Below are 17,432 nucleotides of genomic sequence, written 5' to 3'. Positions count from 1 at the left end.
CGATCTGCAAGCCATGTCTTACTTCTTGCTGTCTTTCAGCTGAGGCACAGCCGAACCAGCGGCAGGAGCCAACAAGCCAGCCTGGGTGTAGGTGAACAGCTTGTCGCGGGTGTCCACGATGTCCAGGTTACGCATGGTCAGCTGACCGATACGGTCGCGTGGCGAGAACATGCTGTCCACTTTTTCCATGCTCAGACGCTCGGCCTTGTAGGTCAGATTAGGCGAGACCGTGTCCAGGATGGAGTAGTCGTTACCGCGGCGCAGTTCCAGTGTCACTTCGCCAGTTACAGCACGAGCCACCCAGCGCTGGGCGGTTTCACGCAGCATGATGGCTTGTGGGTCAAACCAGCGGCCTTGGTACAGCAGACGGCCCAAACGCAGACCGTTGATGCGGTACTGTTCGATGGTGTCTTCGTTGTGGATGCCGGTAACCAGACGCTCGTAAGCGATGTGCAGCAAGGCCATGCCGGGGGCTTCGTAAATGCCACGGCTCTTGGCTTCGATGATACGGTTTTCGATCTGATCGCTCATGCCCAGACCATGACGGCCACCAATGCGGTTGGCTTCCAGCATCAGTTCCACGGGGTCTGAGAATTCCACGCCGTTCAGGGCAACAGGCTGACCTTCTTCAAAGCGCACACGCACTTCTTCAGCAGCCACGGCCACATCGTCACGCCAGAAAGCCACGCCCATGATGGGCTTGACGATATTGATGCCGGCGTTCAGATACTCCAGATCCTTGGCTTCGTGCGTGGCACCCAGCATGTTGGAGTCGGTAGAGTAGGCTTTTTCGGCCGACATCTTGTAGTCGAAACCGTTTTCCTGCATGTACTCGGACATCTCGGCACGGCCGCCCAGCTCGTCAATGAAGGTCTGGTCCAGCCAAGGCTTGTAAATCTTCAGTTCAGGGTTGGTCAACAGACCGTAGCGGTAGAAACGCTCGATGTCGTTGCCCTTGTAGGTGCTGCCGTCGCCCCAGATATGGACGTCGTCTTCTTTCATGGCGGCAACCAGCATGGTGCCGGTAACAGCACGGCCAATAGGCGTGGTGTTGAAGTAGGTTACGCCACCGGTGGTGATGTGAAAGGCGTTGCACTGCAAGGCGGCAATCCCTTCAGCCACCAGTTGCTGACGGCAATCCACCAGACGGGCCAGCGTGGCACCGTATTCCTTGGCCTTGCGAGGAATCGCATCGTAATCGGGTTCGTCAGGCTGACCCAGGTTCGCGGTGTATGCGTAAGGGATTGCGCCCTTGTTGCGCATCCACAAAAGTGCAGCGCTGGTGTCCAGGCCACCGGAAAAGGCAATGCCGACCTTCTGGCCGACTGGAAGAGATTCAAGGATGGTTGTCATTATCGCGTCAGTAGTGGTGTGCAAGTACAGTTCCGCCCGTAAGACTCTATAACAGAGCCGTGCCCGCGGCAGGATCAATATGTCATTATATCGTCTTGACCGACCCTGGACACCTTTGCGTAGCTGGATTTAATTACCCGATGAACTAGAACATCCATTTTTACCTGGAGACAAGCCATGCCCGAGACACACGCTCAACCCGCTATCAGCCGTTATCCCGTCCCTACCCTGGCCGAAATGCCCGAGGATATTCGCAGCCGTATTGAAGCCGTGCAGGAAAAATCCGGTTTTATTCCGAATGTGTTTCTGGCCCTGGCACACCGCCCTGACGAATTTCGCGCCTTTTTTGCCTATCACGACGCGCTGATGGAAAAGCCCAGTGGTTTGAGCCATGCAGACCGGGAAATGATTGTGGTGGCCACCTCTGCCGCCAACCAATGTCATTACTGCGTGATCGCCCACGGTGCCATCTTGCGCATCCGCGCCAAGAATCCGCTGGTGGCGGACCAGGTGGCCGTGAACTGGCGCAAGGCCGATATTCCGGCACGCCAAAAAGCCATGCTGAGCTTTGCCATGAAAGTCTCGCAAAACGCTCAGGAGATTGAAGACGCCGATTTCCAGGCTCTGCACGAGCACGGTTTCAGCGACGAGGACGCCTGGGATATTGCCGGTATCAGTGCCTTTTTTGGTCTGAGCAATCGCATGGCCAACTTCATGTCCATGCGCTGCAATGACGAGTTCTACATGCTGGGACGCGTTCCCCGCTAAGCATGATGCGTTACGCCCTGTTGTTTGCCGGGTGGATTTGTGTGGCGCTGGCGATTGCCGGCGCTGTTTTACCCTTGCTGCCTACCACGCCGTTTGTACTGCTGGCCGCGTGGTGCTTTTCCCGTAGCTCCCCCCGCTTCCATCAATGGCTGCTGGATCAGCGCCATCTGGGCCCATACCTGCGGAATTGGGAGAACGGCCAGGGCTTGACCCGTCAGGCCAAACGCCGGGCGCTAATCATGTTGTGGCTGTCGCTGGCCGTCTCGGCCTGGCTGACCAGTCACCTGGGCTGGTATCGACTGGGGCTCTTGATCCCAGGCATTTTCGCCACCCGCTATTTGCTGCGTGCCAAAACCCTGGATGACACTCCTTCCGAGCCTGTGCAAAAATAGCCTGCTTGAACCGATCCTGGCTTGACCCTTTTTGTTTGAAACACCATGTCCAATCCTGTCATCTTGCTGGCTGCCGCCTACATCACCAACTCTGAAGGCCAGATTCTCCTGGTCCGCAAGCGTGGCAGCGCCTATTACATGCAGGCAGGCGGCAAGCTGGAGGCAGGTGAAACGCCCTTGCAAGCCCTGCAACGCGAACTGGATGAAGAGCTGGGCCTGACAGCGGAAGAAACCGCCTCTGCCCGCTACGAAGCGTACTTTGAAAGCCCCGCCGCCAATGAACCTGGCCACATGGTTCATGCCCACGTTTTCACTTTGACGGTAAACCGGGAAATCCGGGCAGCCGCCGAGCTGGAAGAAGCGCGCTGGGTCAGCCCGCAGGAAATCCGTTCGCTGACGCTAGCCCCCTTGCTGGCTAATCACATTCTGCCGCGCCTGTGCGCCCAAGCCGCCGCCTGAGTGCCAGCCCGCACAAGACTTCCTTCCGCCTTGTGCCGTCCAAGCCACGAACCGCCTATTTTTTGGCATAATGTCGCCCTTGAGTCCCCTCTTGTGGGGACGCAGCTATTTGCCCGACCAGCCCGCAACGGCGGGCTTTCTTTATTGAGCGCTAATTTATGTCCTCTTTGCCCTGTCAAGGCGCAATCGTCACCTTTACCCTGCAGCAGCTGCGTGCCGCCACGCAAGCCGGGGGGATTTTAGGTGTGTCCATCAAAGGACAAGGCAATCATTTTTTTGTACAAGTGGCCACGCGTGCCGGTCAGGCCGTGCTGGTTACCGCCCGCAGTAAAGATCCGCGCAGTTTCAAAAGCCCCTTGCAGGCCATGGTTCTGCTCAAGCAAGTGGGTATCGTCACAGGCCAGTTTGATCTGACTCAGTACTCGCCCGACCAGCATGAAACCGCCCCGCGCAGCCGTCGTCGCCCGGCCAAACCCAGCAAACTGGGACTGCGCTGGAACCGGATTGCAGAAAGCATCTCCAGCCCCGCTCAACCTTCTTTGGATGATCCCAGCCTGGACATCAGTGAAGAACAGACGCGTCGCCTGATCGCCCGTCAGGAAAACCAGCAGTTAAGCCTGCTGGGCAACTAAACGCAGCCCACTTGTGCTTCTGGACGTGTTGAGCACATAAGCCGCGTCCAAAGCCTGCACCAGATCTTGCTGCAAGTGCTGGGGCTCTTCCAGCCCCACGTGCAAACGCAATAACTGCCCTTCCCCGAACAAGGCCTTCCCATTGCGTTTGGGCATATCCATGGGTAGAGCCAGACTCTCGAAGCCCCCCCAGGACAGACCGATGCCAAACAGGCGCAAGGTCTTGAAAAAGCAGGAGAGCTGCGCTTCGCCCAAGGGTTCCAGCACAAGGCCAAACAAGCCGGTAGAGCCGGTGAAATCCCGCTTCCAGATGGCATGACCGGGATGCGATTCCAATGCCGGATGCAACACCTGCTGAACCTGCGGGTGATTCTCCAGAAAACGGGCAATCTGCAAAGCACTGGCCTGATGCTGACGCAAACGCACACCTAAAGTACGCATGCCACGCAACACCAAAAAGGCATCGTCAGGACCGGCTGTCTGACCAAAATCATGTGCAGCACGACGCAGCAACGGCCAGGCGCGCTCGTTCGCGGTGGCAATCCCCAGCAAGGCATCGGAATGTCCGGTCAGATACTTGGTGGCCGCCTGAATGGATACATCCACGCCATGCTCGAAGGGCTGGAAGAACAAGGGAGTAGCCCAGGTATTGTCCAAGAGCACATACGCCCCCACCGCATGTGCGCAGCGAGCAATCGCAGGAATATCCTGAATCTCGAAGGTGGCCGAACCGGGCGACTCTACGTACACCACCTTGGTATTGGGACGAATCAGGCTGGCCATGCCCTCGCCCACAGACGGCTCGTAAAACTGCACCTGAATACCCATGCGGCTGGCCAGCACCTGCTGGGCAAACGCGCGTACCGGTCCATAGACTGAATCCGGTATCAGCAAATGATCTCCAACTTCCAGCATGCCCAACAAGGCATGGGTACAGGCCGCCAATCCAGAGGGAAACAAGCTGGCCTGAAAACCGCCTTCCAGCTCGGCCACGGCTTGCGTCAAGGCTTGCAAGGTGGGATTGGTGAAACGGCCATAAGAGGCGTAGGGATTGTCAGGCTCCTTGCGCTGCGCCCATTGCTCCAGATTGTCGGCCAGGATCGTGGAGCCGCGACAAACGGGTACATTCACAAAACCAGCCGACACGCTGGTGTCCCGTCCTACATGGGTCAAACGGGTATTTTGATAATCGCAGTCCTGCATGCTGTTTTCCTGATCCTGATCGCTAGAGATGAATGAAAACAGTCTACGCAAGAGTCCATGGGCAATTATTGCGTTTTCACGCTACTGCGGGCAGAATTCTGAGAATAAAAACCTACAACTAGCAAGATTATTGGGAAATTATTTTTATGCTGGATAAATTCGACAAGCACATTCTGGAGATCCTCCAAAACGATGCCACCTTGGCCATCCAGGAAATTGCCGATCGGGTGGGTTTGTCCAGTACACCCTGCTGGCGACGCATACAGCGTCTGGAGCAGGAAGGCTATATCGAAAAACGGGTGGCTTTGCTCAGCTCTGAAAAGCTGAATGTCGGGGTGACGGTGTTTGTGGCCATCAAGACCAATCAGCACAACAAACAGTGGTACAGCCAATTTTCGGCTGTGGTGGAGGCGATCCCGCAAATTGTGGAGTTCTATCGCATGAGCGGCGATACCGACTATTTGCTGCGCGTGGTTGTGCCCGACATCAAAAGCTTTGACCGTGTTTACCAGCGCCTGATCTCGGAAATAGAGCTGACCGACGTCAGCTCCAGTTTCGCCATGGAGCAGATCAAGTTCACGACCCGTCTGCCCCTGGACTACGCCTGATCCAGTGTGGTTCAAGGCTTAAAAGCTGTATTCCACATCCAGCGTCTGGCCGATACTCAGTCTCTGAGGTTTGGATTCAACCAGCATGGCCTGCATGCCAAACAAGGTCCCTTGCGGGAACTGACGGCTTTGCGCCAGGGCCAGGCCAGGTTGGGTACCCACATCCCCAGTCAGCTGATTCACATTGGGCATAGGGCAACGAGTACAGGGACGGATAAAAGCAAAGCTCAAGCCTTCACTGCTGACGCCCAGCACATAGTCCTCTTCATACGCGGGCAAGCCCTTAAAAACCACATTCGCGCGGAAACGATCCATGGGCACGGCCTGCTCCCCCGACTGTTGCACCAGGCGGTTCAGCTCCTCCAGGGACGCCTCATTGGTAAACAGAAAAGGCAGCGCATCTGCAAAACCAAATCCATTGAGCTGATCGCCAATCTGACGCCAGCCCTGGGACTTTTCTTCCCAGGGACGCACACGTTCGGTCAGTACATAACGCCTTGCGCGGCTATGGTTACGCAATACCCGGCAAGGAGTCTGCAAAAAGTCGCTAAACCATTGCGCGACCTGATCGCCCTCGTCCCTGCCCAGGGTATCTGAACTCCAGATACGCACGGACACAGCGACGTTATCCCCTGCCGGGGCATCCAGAGACCAGGACAAAGGATCCATACCAGGCGCTTGCACAGTAATCTGCCCGTCCTGCACCACTGGCTGAATCAAGGCCATGCGCGGCCAGCGACGCTGCGTCATGAATACGCCCTGTTGGTCAACAACAACCCACTCTCGGTCAAAGGCCAGGCCAGCAACGCTGACCTCCACGCCCTGCGGATGAGCCTGGGCGGCGCAGGATTTGATGGGATGGGTAAAAAGGCCAGTGATGGTAATCATGAGTCGCAACAGAGAAAGCAAGTTAAGGGATTTATTCTAAAACAGCCTGAGCGCTTGTCCCTGCTTTGCAGACTGATTGCAAAGAAGTGGATCAGAAACATCGACTCTGAAAATCTATTTCGCACTAACTCTTGACAACGGCGCAAAGCTATGAGTTAATAATTGATTGATTGCACCAACATATCTATTACATCAAGAAAGTGCGATCAACATTTTTTTGAATGTACCCACGCAAAACAGGTCCCTTTGACCTTCTGGCATGTCCCCAAACATGCGGGTATTCATTCACCACGGCGACGACAGCCACATCCAGACTTATTTTTTGCATCGTAGCGGACTCGCTCCGTCCATTTGCTTGGCAAACGAATAAGGCGCTGTCCATGCTGCCACAGAGCACGTCTGCCTGACATTTGTTCGACCAGCGCGGCTCTACATTGAAATAGCAATGGCTTGGCCTCCGTGTGGAGTCCGATCCATCATGGTGTCATCAAATCTCAATAAAAAAACGATGTAATGACGCCACACGATAAGGAAAAAAATTATGAAAAATATCTATCCAACCGGTTTGGTATCGCGCCCTGAGCATATTGCCTTGAACAAGACCGATATTCGCATTGGCGATACCGTTTACTTGCAACCCAAGAACGGCCCTCGCATGGCGGGTACCGTGATTTTCAGCTCGCCTGTACATGGCTGCACCACCTATACGGCAGACGCGCAGAACCAGGACGCCAACGTGCGTTTCCGTTTCCGCCTGCAGGACGTGCATCACGTGGCTCCGCGCCACCCTTTGCCAGCCTTGAACTAAGGCTTTGCCTGCTAATGAATACGGGGAGCTGAACCCAACTCCCCGTATTTATTTCATTTACAAACAGATAATTACAATTTGCAAGAAACATTCCTGCTTTCATCCTAAAATAGTGGCGGCTTGAAACTTATCCGACGCTGTAAAGCGTCCACGACGAGCGTGCGCTCCTATGGCAACGGATATGAAATCAAAGCAGGCTTCCTGCTTGCGCCCGCCGCGGCGCTATTCCTATCTCTCCCGTTTTTTCCTGTTCAGCCTGGTCTTGATCCTGACCCTGCTGGGCACCAAGCTGCGCCATTACGACGCCCTGACCATCTTCTGGCCTGCCGAGGCTGTGCTGCTGGGCCTGTTCATTCGTCGCCCGGATTGGGCCAGCCAGCTCCTTAACTGGGTCATTGTCATTCTGGCCTATCTGTGTGCCGAACTGATCGCCCGCAACCCCCTGCCTATTGCCCTTTTGCTGACCCTGGCCAATGTCAGTGGCGTCGGGCTGGCATACTGGCTGATCACCCGCAATCCGCTGCTGGACCTGTCCTTGCGCCGCCCTCAGGCCATGCTGACCCTGGCCGCCTACTACGGACTGGCCTGTATCCTTTCCGCCCTGCTAGGCGGCATTGCCCTGTCTTTGCATACCTCTCAAGCCTTGTCGCTGGCCATCCTGTCCTGGATGCTGACCGGCATGATCTCCTACACCGCTATTTTGCCCGTCATCCTGACTGCCCCGGCCCGCCCCATACGCCGTTTCATGGAGTACTGGAACGAGCCCCATTTGATGAGTCTGGCCCAGTTGGCACCCGCCCTGTCCTTATTACTGACCAGCTTGTTGAGTTTGCTGATTGACGGACCTGGCTCCCTGGCCTTTCCCGTCCTGCCTTTATTGTGGTGCGCCCTGAGCTACTCGCTCTTTTCCACCACCTTGTTGACCTTGTTCTATGTGCTCTGGACACTGTTTGCCCTGAGCCAGCCGGTCTACTTCCTGCCCAGCCAGCTATATACCTCACTGGATCTGCTGTCGCTGCGCATCGGCATTGCCTCCATTGCACTCGCCTCCATTACCAGTGCCAGCTTGATCTCAGCCCGTAATCTGGCAGTGGAAAAGCTCCAGCGGCTGGCTCACCACGATGCCTTGACCGGTTTGCTCAACAAGCAGGCCTTTTATCAGCAAAGCCAGACCATGCTGACTCAATGTCGCCTACGGCACGTTCCTGTCAGCGTCATTGTTCTGGACATCGACCACTTCAAACCCATTAACGACACCCACGGCCACCATGTCGGTGACCTGGCCCTGAGCGCCATCACCCAGCGTATTTCCCTGGCTTTGCGCGATACAGACTTGTGTGGTCGATTGGGTGGTGAGGAGTTTGGCATCTTGCTGCCCGACTGCAGCGCCACCCAAGCCCATGCCGTGGCCGAGCGTGTCCGCAAAAGTATTGCCCTGCGGCCCCTGGCCCTGGATAACGAGCAGCAACTGACCATGACGGCCAGCCTGGGTATCGCAACTCTGGAAGCCTCCACGCTGGATCTGCATGCTCTGCTTCGTCAGGCCGACACGGCCTTGTACGAGGCAAAACGTGCCGGCCGGGATCAGAGTTTTTCCTATCATTTCCCCGAACCACAAACGAAGACTTGACGCTATCCGTAAGCAAACCGATACTGATGTGTCAATACGAAACAAAACATCAGGGAGCGGTGATATGGCGTCAGTTTACGGCTCGCCCTTGTGCCAAGCGTGTTTGACCTTGCCACAGGGATTAAGTACTAGCCAAGCGCATGCTGACTTGCGTTTACTGGGACAGCATCCTCCCTCTCCTGACGGGGCTCATGAGACCCAGTACCGCTGCCTGAGCTGCCAGACTCACTGGCTGTTACGCACCAATCGCTGGGGCGTTCCCGAAGGCTTTCGCCTGAAACCCGTATAGGCAAAGCGGGGCACATGCACTACCATGACGGCTTTGTCTGTTAGCGATTCCCGTATGTCTGCCCTGCTGTTTGATACTGAAACCACCGGCACTGCCAAACCTCAAGTCATCGAGGCAGCCTGGCTGCGTTTAAGCGACCCTGTCTTCTTGCTGGTCAATGAAGAATTCGAGCAACGCTACCGGCCTGATGAAGCCAATTCTCTGGGTGCGCTGGCCACCCACCACATTTACGACGAAGAGCTGCAAGACTGCCCGTCGCATACCGAGTTCAAGCTGCCTGCCGACACCCAATACATCATTGGCCATAACGTGGACTACGACTGGGGCGTGGCCGGTTCGCCCAATATCAAGCGGATTTGCACTCTGGCCTTGGCCCGGCACTTGATTCCAGGCCTGGACAGCTACAGCCAGTCCGCCCTGATCTATCACATTGATCGCGCCAACGCCCGCGAGCGCCTGCGCAATGCGCACAGCGCCTTGGCCGATGTACGCAATTGCCTGGCACTCCTGCAATACTTGCTGGGCCTGACGCAAAACATCAATACCTGGGAACAGTTGTGGCAGCTCTCCGAGCACGCCCGGATTCCCACTATTTTGCATTTTGGCAAACACAAGGGCATGGCCATTGCCGATGTACCACAGGACTACAAGAACTGGTTGCTGCGTCAACCAGACCTGGACCCCTATCTGGTCAAGGCCTTGAAGGTCTAAACCTCAAGGTTCGTAAAATCCCTAATGGCTGTCAGCCATCATATGCCCAATGATGAAGGTCCCAACAAGAACTTCATGAGGTGGCAAATGATCGAGGTTGCATACGTCACGAAAGATATGCGTCGGGACCCTTACGAACGAATCACCCATCTTGGAGGCGCAGGCTGGCAACGCTCTCAACCAGATGTGGTCCAGCAAATTGAGCAGGGCCAGGAGGACTATTACATTCTTCTGGATGGCATTCCCGCCAAACTGATCGTGGCGCTCAGCCGTTTTGGTGCCAAGTACCTGAAAACTGAGCTTGAAGTTGAAGAGCCTCATATTTTGCTCAGCCTTCCCAATCAGGCCGGATAAGCAAGCCGGTCCTCCTTCCACTTTCCTTCAAGGAAAACAGAAAACGCGGCTTTAAGCCGCGTTTTTCTATGCCTGCCTTAAAACCTGTTCAAGGCTTGAGCAAATGCCATTGGCCGTTACGCACCGTAATCAGCTCGCGACCACGCTCGTCAAAGCCGCTATGGTCTTCGGGCGACATGGTGTACACACCTTGGGTAGCCACCAGATCACGGGTTTGCTCCAGCGCATCACGCAAAGCCGAACGGAATTCCGGCGTACCGGGTTTGGCCTTGGTAGCCGCCTCAGGAATTGCCTTTTCCAGCAAAAGACCAGCGTCGTACACGTTGGCACCAAATGTGGCGGGAGCCTGACCATAACGCTCGGTATAGCGCTGGATGTAGTCCTGCGCGATAGGCTTGGACGGATTGCTATCGGCAATTTCAGGCAAGACCAACATCAGGCTGGCCGCCAGAATAGTGCCTTCAACCTGCTCGCCACCCAGGCTCAAGAACGCAGGAAGCGCAGCACCGTGCGTTTGATAAATCTGCCCTTTGTAACCTTGCTTAACCAGCGTCACTTGCGGCAGAACAGCCGCAGCGCCAGTGCCGGCTACCAGGACTACGTCCGGTTTGGCAGCATAAATCTTCAAGGCCTGACCTGTTACCGAGGTATCGGAACGCACATAACGCTCGGTGGCCACAATCTTGATATTGTTCGCCTCGGCCAGTTCCTTGAACACGGTCAACCAGCTCTCGCCGTAGGCATCGTTAAAGCCCAGGAAACCGGCTGTTTTCACGCCGGTATCGACCATATGCTTGACCAGGGCCTGAGCAATAATGTCGTCGTTCTGGGTCGTTTTAAAGACCCATTTCTTTTGCTCGGTCATGGGCAGCACGACGGACGCCGCGCCCACCGGTGCCAGCACAGGCGTGCCCGAATCGGCCGCAAACTGAATCAGACTCATGGCATTGGGCGAGCCGGTAGGCCCGATCAAGGCATCGATCTTGTCCTCGGAAATCATTTTCTTGAACAGCGTCACCGTTTGGTTCGGGTCGCTGGCATCATCCAGGGAGACGTACTCAACCGTCAGATCGCCAACTTTGGTAGGCAGCAGCGGCACGGTATTGCGCTGCGGCAAACCGACCACGGCGGTCGGTCCAGTGGCCGAGGCGATCACGCCAATCTTGACCTGTGATTGAGCCGGTGTGGCCAGAGCGGCCAGAACAACGGACAAAGCGAAAGCAGTTCGAGTCAATTTCATAATGTGCAGAGCCAGTTAAGCCCTTCCCCCCTTGATATCAGCGCAGCCGCGCTTATATGGATTGATCTGGCATAAGATACCAAATTCCCCGTGCCGCACACGTCTTATTGAACGATTTGCGCTGGCAGGTCTGCTTACAATTGTACGCGGGCACACACAATAAAGTAGTTTATAACGAAGCTACTGTTTACCTTTCATAGAGCGATCCCATGTCACTTCAGCAAATGCTGCAACAAATTCTGCAAAGCGGCCAAAGCGCACTAAAACAAGGTCAAGGCCAATTGAACTCCTCCGGCCTGGGTAAGAAAATCAGTGAACAAGCCGGTGGTTTTGGTGGCGGCGCTGTTGTAGGCGGCGTTCTGGGCGTCCTGCTGGGCAACAAGAAGTTCCGCAAAATGGGCGGTTCCATGGCCGCGTACGGCGGAGCCGCTGCCTTGGGTGCCCTGGCCGTCAAGGTCTATCAGAACTGGCAGGAACAAAATGCGGGCCAGCAAGCGGCTCCAACACCCGTGCAAGCGATCCCAGCCGCCCCGCTGCCGCTGGCTTCCAACGGTCCGGCCGATACCCATGCCATGGTCATCCTGGCCGCTCTGGTCTCCGCTGCCAAGGCAGACGGCCATATCGGTGATGCCGAGCGCGAATTGATCGACGCAGAAATCAGTAAAATGGCCGCCCCCGAACAAGCCCGTCTCTGGCTGTCGCAAGAACTGCTCAAACCGGTTGACCCGCAAGCCATCGCCCAATTGGCGCAAACGCCCGAGATGTCCGCTGAAATCTACTTGACCAGTGCCATCGTCATTGACGAGCAAAGCTATATGGAACGCGCGTATCTGGACGAGCTGGCACGTTTACTATCCTTGCCAAACTCCTTGCGCGAAAGTCTGGATAATCAGGTACAAGCTTTACCCCAAGCTTGATCGGGAGCTGGAACGTTCTACCAGAACGCCGTGCACTCTGATTGTTTTATTTTTCAACCCCGGGCTGACACTCCCAATGCAGCCCACGACTCATCAAGGAAACCACTCATGAAAAACACCCTCAAGTTGACGATTGGTACATTGGCCTTAATGGGTCTGGCCGCTTGCGCGGCTCCAAACAACAGCAACACCGCGACTTCCGAGCGCCAAATGGATAAAGAAACCTCTCTGCAGGCTTATCACTGGCGTCTGTTTGCTACTACCGGCAAAGACGGCCAGCCAGCCCCTGCCATACCTGGCGCAGGCGGCGAGCAAGTCACCTTGAATTTCACTGACACCATGATGTCGGTAGACAATCTGTGTAATGTCCTGGGCAGCGGCTACACCATCAGCGGTTCCAAAATCACCTTTACCTCGCCGGTCAGCACCATGAAAATGTGCTCGGACCCCGAGCTGATGCGCAACGAACAAGCCGTTGGCAAATTGTTGCCTACAGCGACAGACTGGAGCATGGCCAAGGCCGATTCCGCACCGGATAATCCAGCACCGGTCCTGACCCTGAACTTTAAAGACGGCACCAAGTGGCGCCTGAAAGGTGAACCTACTGCAACGACCCGTTACGGCAGCGAGCCAACCCGTGTGTTCCTGGAAGTGGCTGCACAAAAAGAGAAGTGCTCCCATCCGCTGATTCCAAACTACCAATGCCTGAAGGTACGCGAGATCCAGTACAGCGATTCGGGCGTCAAGACCTACACGGGTGACTGGATGTACTACTACGGCGACATCGAGGGCTACACCCATACTCCTGGCGTTCGTAACGTGCTGCGTATCAACCGCTACGAACTGAAGAACGTGCCTGCAGACGCCTCGTCCAAGGCCGATGTTCTGGACATGGTTGTAGAGTCCGAACAAGTCAGCAAGTAACTCACGCAGCAAGGTCGTCCAAGCGCTTTTTGCACTGACGACGACCTGATCACATAGCCCCAAGCTTGGAGTTGATTCCGGCCTTGGGGCTATTTATTTCAGGGACATTTTTTTCGAGCCTGGGAGCAAACTGTCCTGCTTCAGATCCTCCAAGCCCCATAAGACACAGCACGTTCGGAGCCACAAATAGTTACTCACTGCTATGCTTTGAACCTAGTCAGGGGGCCTGCCCATCCGTAGTATGGAAATACCGGATAACATTTTTCACCTCCCTATTTATCCGGCTTCAGGCCTTGCGACATGCGAGGCTTTTTTTTATGCCTGAACGGTGATGAGGCTTGCTCTTATTTCAGCGGCCCATAAAAAATAAAAAACGCACCGGCACCAATCAGTGTGAAGCCAAGCAGGTGATTCAGCGTAAAGCTCTCTTTCAGATACAGCACCGAGAACACCACGAACACCAGCAAGGTAATGACTTCCTGCATGGTCTTTAGCTGCGCGGCACTGTAGACGGTGTGCCCCAAACGATTAGCCGGCACCGCCAGGCAGTACTCCACCAAAGCAATGCCCCAGCTGATCAGCACGACTTTCAGCAAGGGGCTATTGGGATATTTCAGATGCCCATACCAGGCAATGGTCATGAACACATTGGAGACGACCAACATCAAGATGGGAAGGATCTTAGCCATTCTGGACACGGAAATAAAAAGCGGCCTGCACCGCGACCCGGCCAGTGTAGCGTCACATTTAAGCAGCGCCTATGGGGATAATCAGACAGCAGAAAGACGGGGTATCAAGCAAGGGCTATCAGTCCACGACTTTCAAAAAGTCCACCTCAATCTCGGGCGGGCGCTTGGAACTGGTATCGACCTCGCCAATCAGCTCCACCCTGGTTTTCTCATCCAGAGTCTGACCCGCAAAATGCTTGACCTTGATCTCCGCCACAATCTCCCCACTACCATCAGAAAACAGAAACTTGTCGTGGGCCGTTTGACGTAGCAGATGACCTTGCACCCGCACGCCCTGATCATCGACGGGATTTTTCAGGATCTCCGCAACCGTCGTTTGACCAATCTCCGACGGGCCCGTGTACTGCGCATGGGCAGGGAACGACAGCGCACCTGATAACAAAGCCAGCGCCACAGCCGAGCGCAATTTAACGTAAGTAGACATAATGACTCCTAATGTTCATGGCTTGAAACTTAACCATAACAGCAGATATCATCAGCGTCCTTATCAAAATGGCGGTTTGGGGCTTGCCTGCTTACCAAGCGCGACACGATGCACTTGTTCTTTCACCAGCCCTGCCGCTGCAGCGAACTAAGCCTAGCCCCCCACAACCCTACATCACCTGCCGTGTCAGACCTGCCAGAGTACGATGGGGCTGTGATGATAGACTCACTTCACCCAGCCCCTTCACCGCAGCTGACCTTCCTCACACCAGCACTGCACCATGTCCCTTCTTGAGAGCCTAGGCCCCCGCATCTGCATTCTTGGCCCATCCAATAGCGGCAAATCCACCCTGGCTGACGCGATCGCACGCAAGCTGGCCATCCCGGCCGTGCATCTGGATCAGCTCTACCACCTGCCCCATAGCAACTGGGTGCCCCGCCCTGAAGCGGACTTTATCGCGCTGCATCAGGCGGCTATTGCGCAAGAACAATGGGTGATGGAAGGCAACTACACGCGCCACCTGGCTCCACGTCTGGCTCGCGCTACAGGTTTCATCGTGCTAGAGGTCTCCACCGCTACCAGCCTGCTGCGCTACTTCCGGCGCACCCTGTTTGAGCGCAACCGTCGTGGAGCCCTGGAAGGCGGTAAAGATAGCGTGAAATGGCAAATGATCCGCCATATCGCCATCGTGACCCCGCCCAATCGCCACAAGTACTTGAGTATTTTTGAGGCAAGCACCTTGCCTAAAGTCAGACTAAGCAGCCCTCGCGACCTGAAACTGTTTTATCAAACCGAAGGCCTGAAACGCTAAACGCACACAGCGCTAACTCGCTGGGCTGTTTCCATCCGTGGTGCCCTATTTCCTCAAGGCCAACACATACCTCTGCAAACCGCTTAAAGCGCCCCGGTATCCATCAGCAACTCCTGCCATCTCTGTATATCGCTCTGCGCACAGGCCGACCACGTTGCGCAGCTGGCTGGTAATTCGGGCGTTTGCATCCAGCGCATGTCCGGCTCGGGCAGCCTGAGCGGCGACACGATCATTGGCGGCGGCGAGCTTGCTGCGCAAGCCGTCAAGATCGGCGCGAGCAGCCACAGCAACACGCTGGGCCGCATCCAGCTGCATTTGATAAGTGACTCGAACATCCTCCACCTCCTTTTGTAATCGTTGCTCCATCAAGCGTGCACGAACCTCGGCCTGCAACTGCGCCGCCCTGGTCTGCGCCTGGGCCAGCTCATAGCCTTTGCGATACTGCTCCTGACCATAAAGCGCCCCCCATAAAAAAAGGGCTGCCAGAACAGCAGCCCCTGCTAATGCAGACTTGATAGACATAACTGCCTCTCGGCCTGACGCCGCCGCTCCAGCCCCCGCAGTTTGCGGCCACCGGCATAGACCCAACGATCCAGCTCCCGGCATGCACCTGCTATATCCTGAGCCCGTAGCTTGCGCAGCAAAGTCGAATTGGCATAGGCACCGACGCCCACGTTGTAAACAAAGCTGCTCAGCGCCACACGCACTTCATCCGGCAAGGGATAGCTGACGGAACCATCCACTACAGCCAAAGCACGACGCACCTCCTGCTCCGTCAAGGCGTCACAACGCTCCGGACTTGCCAGATCACCCAGCTTGACCCCTTGCGTGTAACCATCACAGATAGTCGGGATGCCTACGGGATCCACATAGGCGATCAAAGAGCGCCCTTCCCAGGCGGCAACCAAAGCAATCGCCGCCGAGACTACCCCCACACCCAGCTTAGTCTTCAGATCCATGCTTCCACTCCTTGAGCTGGCGCCAGGCACGCTGCACTCCGCTCACAATCCGGGCCGCCGCCCGAATGAACTCGGGCAGCTTGGTCACGATCAAAATCACCACATAAGCCGCCCAGAGTGTCAGCACAAAATCCTGCATCGTCCAACCATAAATAAGCAGAGCCGAACCGGTGCTTATGGGTAAATGAGCGGCGTCGTTATCGAACATCATTTTTTTCCTTGAATAAGCGTGATCACCAAACTGGGGAACCCGCAAAAACGCCGAATAAACGCTCCACAGGAACATGGGCTGTTAAAAATCACAGTTGAAGCGGCCTGCTATATGGCCTACAAGACAGATTTACTTATGAATGCCACCCGTCAGCGCCGCCTTTCCCGAACCTGCCCTTCATTGGCAGAGGCCTTGGAGCGATACCTGAGTGAGGTGTCTACACTGAAGAAATCGGCCTACCAGGAGCGTTCACTAACCCGGGCCTGGAACAGCACCTTGCTGGCAAACCGGAATCTGGCCCGGATTACCCCGCAAGACTTGCAACGAGTCCGTGACGAATGGATGCAAGACCGCGCTCCCGCGACCGTCAATCGACGGATGGCCCTGCTATCGCATCTGTACACCGTCGCCCGCAAAGACTGGGGCTATAGCTGGCTGGCCAATCCAGTTCAACTAATCCGACGACCTGCCGTCAACGATGCGCGCGACCGTCGACTGTTTAATCAGATTCGTCTATATGGCGTCAGTGTGGAAGAATGCCCACGTTCTGAATTTGAGTGGATCCTGAAACATACCCGCTCCAGTTGCCTGCCCACTGTAGTTGCCTTGGCCGTCGAAACAGGTATGCGCCGCTCTGAAATTGTGAATCTGACGCGTGAACAAATAGATCTGACCCACGGGGTCATCACCTTGCAAGACACCAAGAACGGGGATACTCGTTATGTACCTTTGACACCGTTCGCACGCGACGCCCTGCGCAAGTGGCTAGTGGGAAAACCTTTGCGCGGTCGTATTTTTGATATCACTCCCGGCTCGATCAGTCGCGCCTTTGCTCGTGCTCGTCTACGCGCCCGTAATGCCTACGAAAGCTTGTGTCGCAAATACGGCCGACGCCCAGTGCGAGCCTACTTCCTGGACCTGCGGTTTCACGATCTGCGCCATGAGGCTACCTCTCGCTTGGCTGAAGTTTTCCCCGCCCACGAGCTCGCCAAAGTCACCGGGCATAGAGATACCCGAATGTTGCAACGCTACTTTCACCCTCGCGGGCGCGGCGTCTGTCAAGGCAGTTGGAACCTGATTCATGCGGCCTCTAATACTGGAT

22 protein-coding genes are annotated in these 17,432 nt (G+C 55.7%); 13 read left to right on the top strand and 9 right to left on the bottom strand.

Annotated features, from left to right (window positions below):
• Positions 1–18: 18 nt before the first annotated feature.
• Entirely contained in the window at positions 19–1,353 is a 1,335-nt protein-coding gene (argG, locus tag U2949_RS12895) for an argininosuccinate synthase (protein ID WP_035268236.1), read from the bottom strand.
• A 177-nt stretch (positions 1,354–1,530) separates the two neighbouring features.
• Between argG and U2949_RS12890 the strand changes: the two genes are divergently transcribed.
• The 4 genes from U2949_RS12890 to U2949_RS12875 all read left to right on the top strand — a co-directional run bounded on the left by U2949_RS12890 (position 1,531) and on the right by U2949_RS12875 (position 3,604).
• Positions 1,531–2,121 (top strand): peroxidase-related enzyme, encoded by a 591-nt coding sequence (locus tag U2949_RS12890; RefSeq protein WP_009455594.1) that lies wholly within the window; start codon positions 1,531–1,533, stop codon positions 2,119–2,121.
• A gap of 2 nt (positions 2,122–2,123) precedes the next feature.
• A complete protein-coding gene (locus tag U2949_RS12885) occupies positions 2,124–2,513 on the top strand; it encodes a YbaN family protein (protein ID WP_009455593.1) in 390 nt (129 codons plus the stop codon).
• A gap of 45 nt (positions 2,514–2,558) precedes the next feature.
• Positions 2,559–2,972 (top strand): NUDIX hydrolase, encoded by a 414-nt coding sequence (locus tag U2949_RS12880; RefSeq protein WP_026482923.1) that lies wholly within the window; start codon positions 2,559–2,561, stop codon positions 2,970–2,972.
• Between the two features lie 158 nt (positions 2,973–3,130).
• Positions 3,131–3,604, top strand: coding sequence for a hypothetical protein (locus tag U2949_RS12875; protein WP_009455589.1), 474 nt, complete (start codon positions 3,131–3,133; stop codon positions 3,602–3,604).
• On the opposite strand, the gene metC is transcribed toward U2949_RS12875, so the two are convergent.
• The gene (gene metC, locus U2949_RS12870; protein WP_026482924.1) at positions 3,584–4,807 is read right to left on the bottom strand and encodes a cystathionine beta-lyase; all 1,224 of its coding nucleotides are present in this window, start codon (positions 4,805–4,807) and stop codon (positions 3,584–3,586) included. The genes U2949_RS12875 and metC overlap by 21 nt on opposite strands.
• A 146-nt stretch (positions 4,808–4,953) precedes the next feature.
• Here metC and U2949_RS12865 point away from each other — a divergent pair, with 146 nt between their 5' ends.
• A complete protein-coding gene (locus U2949_RS12865; protein WP_009455584.1) occupies positions 4,954–5,415 on the top strand; it encodes an Lrp/AsnC family transcriptional regulator in 462 nt (153 codons plus the stop codon).
• Positions 5,416–5,433: 18 nt separating this feature from the next.
• Here the strand turns inward: U2949_RS12865 and U2949_RS12860 are convergent, their stop codons facing one another.
• Positions 5,434–6,303: an MOSC domain-containing protein gene (locus tag U2949_RS12860; protein WP_321288140.1), complete on the bottom strand. Its 870-nt coding sequence runs from the start codon at positions 6,301–6,303 to the stop codon at positions 5,434–5,436.
• Between the two features lie 541 nt (positions 6,304–6,844).
• Here U2949_RS12860 and U2949_RS12855 point away from each other — a divergent pair.
• The 4 genes from U2949_RS12855 to U2949_RS12840 all read left to right on the top strand — a co-directional run bounded on the left by U2949_RS12855 (position 6,845) and on the right by U2949_RS12840 (position 10,095).
• A complete protein-coding gene (locus tag U2949_RS12855) occupies positions 6,845–7,111 on the top strand; it encodes a hypothetical protein (RefSeq protein WP_009455580.1) in 267 nt (88 codons plus the stop codon).
• A 181-nt stretch (positions 7,112–7,292) separates the two neighbouring features.
• Positions 7,293–8,741, top strand: coding sequence for a GGDEF domain-containing protein (locus U2949_RS12850; RefSeq protein ID WP_035274368.1), 1,449 nt, complete (start codon positions 7,293–7,295; stop codon positions 8,739–8,741).
• A gap of 313 nt (positions 8,742–9,054) precedes the next feature.
• Positions 9,055–9,741, top strand: a complete 687-nt coding sequence (locus U2949_RS12845) for a 3'-5' exonuclease (protein ID WP_009455576.1) — start codon at positions 9,055–9,057, stop codon at positions 9,739–9,741.
• An 87-nt stretch (positions 9,742–9,828) separates the two neighbouring features.
• The gene (locus U2949_RS12840; RefSeq protein WP_257723196.1) at positions 9,829–10,095 is read left to right on the top strand and encodes a DUF3892 domain-containing protein; all 267 of its coding nucleotides are present in this window, start codon (positions 9,829–9,831) and stop codon (positions 10,093–10,095) included.
• An 88-nt stretch (positions 10,096–10,183) separates the two neighbouring features.
• Here U2949_RS12840 and U2949_RS12835 read toward each other — a convergent pair whose 3' ends face one another.
• Positions 10,184–11,335: an ABC transporter substrate-binding protein gene (locus U2949_RS12835; RefSeq protein WP_026482930.1), complete on the bottom strand. Its 1,152-nt coding sequence runs from the start codon at positions 11,333–11,335 to the stop codon at positions 10,184–10,186.
• Between the two features lie 209 nt (positions 11,336–11,544).
• On the opposite strand from U2949_RS12835, the gene U2949_RS12830 reads away from it, so the two are divergent.
• Positions 11,545–12,252 carry a tellurite resistance TerB family protein gene (locus tag U2949_RS12830; RefSeq protein ID WP_026482931.1) on the top strand — a complete coding sequence of 236 codons (708 nt, stop codon included), beginning with the start codon at positions 11,545–11,547 and terminating at the stop codon, positions 12,250–12,252.
• Between the two features lie 108 nt (positions 12,253–12,360).
• On the top strand, positions 12,361–13,176 hold the full coding sequence (locus U2949_RS12825; protein ID WP_009459860.1) for an META and DUF4377 domain-containing protein: 816 nt from the start codon (positions 12,361–12,363) through the stop codon (positions 13,174–13,176).
• Positions 13,177–13,520: 344 nt separating this feature from the next.
• Here the strand turns inward: U2949_RS12825 and U2949_RS12820 are convergent, their stop codons facing one another.
• Together U2949_RS12820 and U2949_RS12815 are read right to left on the bottom strand one after the other, a co-directional pair.
• Positions 13,521–13,865 (bottom strand): DMT family protein, encoded by a 345-nt coding sequence (locus U2949_RS12820; RefSeq protein ID WP_021446759.1) that lies wholly within the window; start codon positions 13,863–13,865, stop codon positions 13,521–13,523.
• Positions 13,866–13,983: 118 nt separating this feature from the next.
• Entirely contained in the window at positions 13,984–14,349 is a 366-nt protein-coding gene (locus tag U2949_RS12815) for a YgiW/YdeI family stress tolerance OB fold protein (protein ID WP_321288133.1), read from the bottom strand.
• 280 nt (positions 14,350–14,629) lie between these two features.
• On the opposite strand from U2949_RS12815, the gene U2949_RS12810 reads away from it, so the two are divergent.
• Positions 14,630–15,160 carry a P-loop NTPase family protein gene (locus U2949_RS12810; RefSeq protein ID WP_026482934.1) on the top strand — a complete coding sequence of 177 codons (531 nt, stop codon included), beginning with the start codon at positions 14,630–14,632 and terminating at the stop codon, positions 15,158–15,160.
• Positions 15,161–15,205: 45 nt separating this feature from the next.
• Here the strand turns inward: U2949_RS12810 and U2949_RS12805 are convergent, their stop codons facing one another.
• The 3 genes from U2949_RS12805 to U2949_RS12795 are packed head-to-tail and all read right to left on the bottom strand — an operon-like array spanning position 15,206 to position 16,330.
• A complete protein-coding gene (locus U2949_RS12805; RefSeq protein WP_321288131.1) occupies positions 15,206–15,682 on the bottom strand; it encodes a DUF2514 family protein in 477 nt (158 codons plus the stop codon).
• Positions 15,661–16,119, bottom strand: a complete 459-nt coding sequence (locus U2949_RS12800) for a lysozyme (RefSeq protein WP_321288129.1) — start codon at positions 16,117–16,119, stop codon at positions 15,661–15,663. The genes U2949_RS12805 and U2949_RS12800 overlap by 22 nt, the downstream gene beginning before the upstream one ends.
• Positions 16,103–16,330: a hypothetical protein gene (locus tag U2949_RS12795; protein ID WP_321288127.1), complete on the bottom strand. Its 228-nt coding sequence runs from the start codon at positions 16,328–16,330 to the stop codon at positions 16,103–16,105. Before U2949_RS12795 ends, U2949_RS12800 begins: the two co-directional genes overlap by 17 nt.
• A gap of 135 nt (positions 16,331–16,465) precedes the next feature.
• On the opposite strand from U2949_RS12795, the gene U2949_RS12790 reads away from it, so the two are divergent.
• On the top strand, positions 16,466–17,432 hold a 967-nt coding region (locus U2949_RS12790; RefSeq protein ID WP_321288125.1), incomplete at its 3' end, for a tyrosine-type recombinase/integrase.

Origin of the sequence: Alcaligenes phenolicus (assembly GCF_032063905.1) — a bacterium.
GTDB classification, from domain to species: Bacteria; Pseudomonadota; Gammaproteobacteria; order Burkholderiales; family Burkholderiaceae_B; genus Alcaligenes; species Alcaligenes phenolicus.
Note: the sequence above shows the minus strand (reverse complement) of the source record. Positions and strands in the feature narration are given on the sequence as shown.

Excerpts from the sequence above, each read along its gene's own strand:
- U2949_RS12885 (WP_009455593.1), top strand. The coding sequence starts at position 2,124 with ATGATGCGTTACGCCCTGTTGTTTGCCGGGTGGATTTGTGTGGCGCTG.
- metC (WP_026482924.1), bottom strand. The coding sequence starts at position 4,807 with ATGCAGGACTGCGATTATCAAAATACCCGTTTGACCCATGTAGGACGG.
- argG (WP_035268236.1), bottom strand. The coding sequence starts at position 1,353 with ATGACAACCATCCTTGAATCTCTTCCAGTCGGCCAGAAGGTCGGCATT.
- U2949_RS12875 (WP_009455589.1), top strand. The coding sequence starts at position 3,131 with ATGTCCTCTTTGCCCTGTCAAGGCGCAATCGTCACCTTTACCCTGCAG.
- U2949_RS12815 (WP_321288133.1), bottom strand. The coding sequence starts at position 14,349 with ATGTCTACTTACGTTAAATTGCGCTCGGCTGTGGCGCTGGCTTTGTTA.
- U2949_RS12805 (WP_321288131.1), bottom strand. The coding sequence starts at position 15,682 with ATGTCTATCAAGTCTGCATTAGCAGGGGCTGCTGTTCTGGCAGCCCTT.
- U2949_RS12795 (WP_321288127.1), bottom strand. The coding sequence starts at position 16,330 with ATGATGTTCGATAACGACGCCGCTCATTTACCCATAAGCACCGGTTCG.
- U2949_RS12860 (WP_321288140.1), bottom strand. The coding sequence starts at position 6,303 with ATGATTACCATCACTGGCCTTTTTACCCATCCCATCAAATCCTGCGCC.
- U2949_RS12835 (WP_026482930.1), bottom strand. The coding sequence starts at position 11,335 with ATGAAATTGACTCGAACTGCTTTCGCTTTGTCCGTTGTTCTGGCCGCT.
- U2949_RS12840 (WP_257723196.1), top strand. The coding sequence starts at position 9,829 with ATGATCGAGGTTGCATACGTCACGAAAGATATGCGTCGGGACCCTTAC.
- U2949_RS12855 (WP_009455580.1), top strand. The coding sequence starts at position 6,845 with ATGAAAAATATCTATCCAACCGGTTTGGTATCGCGCCCTGAGCATATT.
- U2949_RS12890 (WP_009455594.1), top strand. The coding sequence starts at position 1,531 with ATGCCCGAGACACACGCTCAACCCGCTATCAGCCGTTATCCCGTCCCT.
- U2949_RS12800 (WP_321288129.1), bottom strand. The coding sequence starts at position 16,119 with ATGGATCTGAAGACTAAGCTGGGTGTGGGGGTAGTCTCGGCGGCGATT.
- U2949_RS12830 (WP_026482931.1), top strand. The coding sequence starts at position 11,545 with ATGTCACTTCAGCAAATGCTGCAACAAATTCTGCAAAGCGGCCAAAGC.
- U2949_RS12825 (WP_009459860.1), top strand. The coding sequence starts at position 12,361 with ATGAAAAACACCCTCAAGTTGACGATTGGTACATTGGCCTTAATGGGT.
- U2949_RS12880 (WP_026482923.1), top strand. The coding sequence starts at position 2,559 with ATGTCCAATCCTGTCATCTTGCTGGCTGCCGCCTACATCACCAACTCT.
- U2949_RS12850 (WP_035274368.1), top strand. The coding sequence starts at position 7,293 with ATGAAATCAAAGCAGGCTTCCTGCTTGCGCCCGCCGCGGCGCTATTCC.
- U2949_RS12820 (WP_021446759.1), bottom strand. The coding sequence starts at position 13,865 with ATGGCTAAGATCCTTCCCATCTTGATGTTGGTCGTCTCCAATGTGTTC.
- U2949_RS12810 (WP_026482934.1), top strand. The coding sequence starts at position 14,630 with ATGTCCCTTCTTGAGAGCCTAGGCCCCCGCATCTGCATTCTTGGCCCA.
- U2949_RS12865 (WP_009455584.1), top strand. The coding sequence starts at position 4,954 with ATGCTGGATAAATTCGACAAGCACATTCTGGAGATCCTCCAAAACGAT.
- U2949_RS12845 (WP_009455576.1), top strand. The coding sequence starts at position 9,055 with ATGACGGCTTTGTCTGTTAGCGATTCCCGTATGTCTGCCCTGCTGTTT.